This window comes from Mesorhizobium sp. M7A.F.Ca.AU.002.02.1.1 (genome assembly GCF_003998535.1).
Classification (GTDB): domain Bacteria; phylum Pseudomonadota; class Alphaproteobacteria; order Rhizobiales; family Rhizobiaceae; genus Mesorhizobium; species Mesorhizobium ciceri.
Genome location: NZ_RZPB01000363.1, coordinates 2,913 through 6,071, shown reverse-complemented (window position 1 = coordinate 6,071; position 3,159 = coordinate 2,913). Strand labels below are relative to the sequence as shown.

At 60.3% G+C, this 3,159-nt stretch carries 1 protein-coding gene and 1 pseudogene; both read left to right on the top strand.

Annotated elements, in window-relative coordinates:
* Positions 1-290 precede the first annotated feature (290 nt).
* Positions 291-1,415 carry a helix-turn-helix transcriptional regulator gene (locus EN879_RS21060; RefSeq protein WP_063168011.1) on the top strand — a complete coding sequence of 375 codons (1,125 nt, stop codon included), beginning with the start codon at positions 291-293 and terminating at the stop codon, positions 1,413-1,415.
* 227 nt (positions 1,416-1,642) lie between these two features.
* Positions 1,643-3,159 (top strand): annotated as a pseudogene (locus tag EN879_RS39080) (autotransporter outer membrane beta-barrel domain-containing protein); the annotation flags it as partial.

The following is a 3,159-nucleotide window of genomic DNA, read 5'->3' as shown; positions in this document are numbered from 1 at the left end:
GTTTAAGGCACCGGTCTTGAAAACCGGCGTGGGTGCAAGCTCACCGTGGGTTCGAATCCCACTTCCTCCGCCATTCGATCGAGAAGGGCATACAGAGCATACAGAACTGAGTACGCCGATTTCCGCCTCCGTGGACGTAAGGGTGAAGCGTCAAACATCATGTCTGCTTTCTCCTGACCTTGGGCGTCAGCACTGGTAACCCCCCTGCTCATTCGACGTTCTATCCCTTGCATCGACCGCAATCAGAGGTATGCTAACACTTCATTCTGGTTGTATATTTCGCAAGGCTTATGGGATATTCGATCTCTCACGAGCGCCTGTCGGTAGTGATCGGTCGCATATATGAGGCCGCCTACGATCAATCGATTTGGCTTGACGTGGTCCTTCAGTTGCAAGCCATGTTTCATGGCTCCAGAGCCTGTTTCTCGGGCATCGACTGGGCCAATGTCGAGGATAGCTTTTGCGTCTCACCGAGCCGCGACCCCTATTGGGACAGGATTTTCCTTGACCATTTCGCGACCAACGAACTCTTTGCGCCGCGTGTGGCCGCGCCGCTTGGCCGGGTTTTTAGCGACACCCAGTTGATTGGGCGGCACCGTATTGAACGCACCTCCGTCTGGAACGAATGGATGATGCCGCAGGACATGTATGACGGCATGTTCTGCAATCTGCGCGCGTCGGAAAAGAACTACTGGTTTTTCGACGTGCAGCGAGGCCGAGGGCAGCCGGCGTTCGACGCCGATGATCGTGCGATGCTCGCCCTGATCACGCCTCATCTGCAGCGCGCTGCGGGTTTGGGCCGACATTTCGAGGCGCGACCTGTGCTCCGATCGCTGCTCGGCCACCTGCCCTTCGCCGGCTTTATCGTCGATCCGCGCCTGCGCATCCTTGACATGAATGACGCCGCGCAAAGACTTTTGGTACAGCCGATCACTCTGCTGACGGCGAACGGTGGCCATCTGGCCACCTCCGATTCCACGCAAACCCAAATGCTGCAACGTGCGGTCGCACGAGTCTGCCGGGTGGACGAGAGCGAGTTTCCCATTTCGGCTGCCGATTTGATCTTGCGGTCGGAGCGCGGCGACCAACTGGTATTGTCGATTGGATTGTTGCCCGACGGCGAGATGTTCGGCCTGTCGGCTGGACCTTGCGCGGTGGTGCTGGCGCGCGAATCACGTTTGGCCCTGTCGACGAGCTTAGCCGATCAACTGCGAAAAACCTTTGGGCTGACAGGGAAAGAAGCTTCCGTCGCGCTCGCGCTCGCAAGCGGATTGTCCTTGAAGGAAATAGCGATCAGGGAAAACATGGCCTACGGCACCGCACGCGTTCATCTGGACAAGATTTTTCGCAAGACAGATACGCAGAGGCAGAGTCAGCTCATTGCGCTGCTGAATGCATTTCGTCTTCTGCCCTAACAAGCTGCAATAGCACATTAAGGTTCTTCGAGTGCAGGGCGTTGCGACTGTGGCGAGCCAGCGACAGTGCGCCACTCTTTGGCCGGTCTATGGCATTTGATATATATATCGCCCACCCATCATCCGTTATTGCGAATCTGAAGCACTGATTTGCTCGAAGCATTGCTTTGCTTGGGCTGTTCTGATGACGGCAGATTGCATTTATTGGACGATGGGGCGGGCCTATCATGAGACTCTACGGTTTTTCGGCAGACAAAGCCTACCCACTCGTTTCCTTGCGCGCGCAACTCCTCTCGCAGGCCAGTCGCTCGGCACTGCGTTTCGCAATCGGCATGGCCGGTTTCGCCGGCTCGGCTGTTTTCTTTTCCCCGCAGGCGCAGGCGGCATGTACGGTCACTCTGGGAACTGATGTGCAGTGCGGCACCACCTCCACGGTCAATGCCGTCAATCCGGCTGCTCCTCCCAACGACCGGGGCTATTCATTTTCTTCACCGTTTACGGCCCACCTCGCGATCGATGCCGGGGCGACGGTCAGCGGATTTGGCCTCGCGATCGAGAATACCGGCAATGGCGCCGTCATGGTCGTCAACAACGGCACGATCAGTGTCGATGCGGGCAACACGCCAACAGCCGGCGGGACCGCGGCACTCAATATCGATGCCGCCTCCAACCTGATCACGTACACAGGCAGCGGCGCGATCACCAATAACGGCAGTGGCGATGCCTTCGCAATAAAGCAGAATGGCCTGGGCTCGATCGATGTCGATGCCACCGGCGATATCACGGCGGCTGCCGGCTCAGGCATTGTGGTGCGTAACACGGCGGCGAGTGGCTCCATCGATGTCACCACGGGCGCGGTGACGGCGCTGGCTGCTGGCATGTTCGGTATCGACGTCCAGTCGTCTTCGACGGCAGGCAATCTCACGACCGTGGCGAACGGCGATGTGACGGCGGGCAATACCGGTATCTTGGGTCGAGTTTCCTCCACAGGAACTGGCAACATCGATATCACGGCGAACGGCGCCATCGACGCAGGCAACGGCATTATCGCGCAGAACTTGGGCAACGGCTCGACGACGGTGAAGGCGATGGGACCGGTCACCGCGACAATGGCGTCGGGCCTTGGCGTCTTCGCTCAGGGCCGGGGCGATGTCTCGATAACAACGGGTGCGGTGACCTCGACGGGCGGTCAGGCGGTCTATGCAATAGGGACCGGCACAGGCACAGGCACAATCGATGTGACGACCAACGGCAACGTCTCGGGCACTGCAGGCATCCTCGCAGGTAACTCCGGCACGGGCATGATCAGCGTGATCGCCAATGGTGCGGTGACCGGCACATCCTTTGACGGCATCGTCGCGAACGGTGGTGGCGCGGTGGACGTGCAGGTCGCCGGCACGGTGATGGGCGCGCGTTCCGGCCTGACCTTGATTGGTGGCGGCGGCGGCACGGGTAATCTCTCGGTGACGGGCGCGGGCGGCTTCGTCGGCGGCAGCGACGATGCGGTGAATATTCAGAACTATGGCCCGGGCACGGTCACGGTCGATATATCCGGCGCCAGCAGCTCGACGAGTGGCGGCGGCATCGTGGTGCGCGACACGGCGACGGGCGGCAACATCGGCGTCACGACGGGCGCGGTGACGGCGCTGGCTGCCGGCAGGATCGGCATCGACGTTGAGACGCTGTCGGCGACGGCCAATGTGACGATCGTGGCGAACGGCGGTGGGAAGGCGGGCGGCCCCGG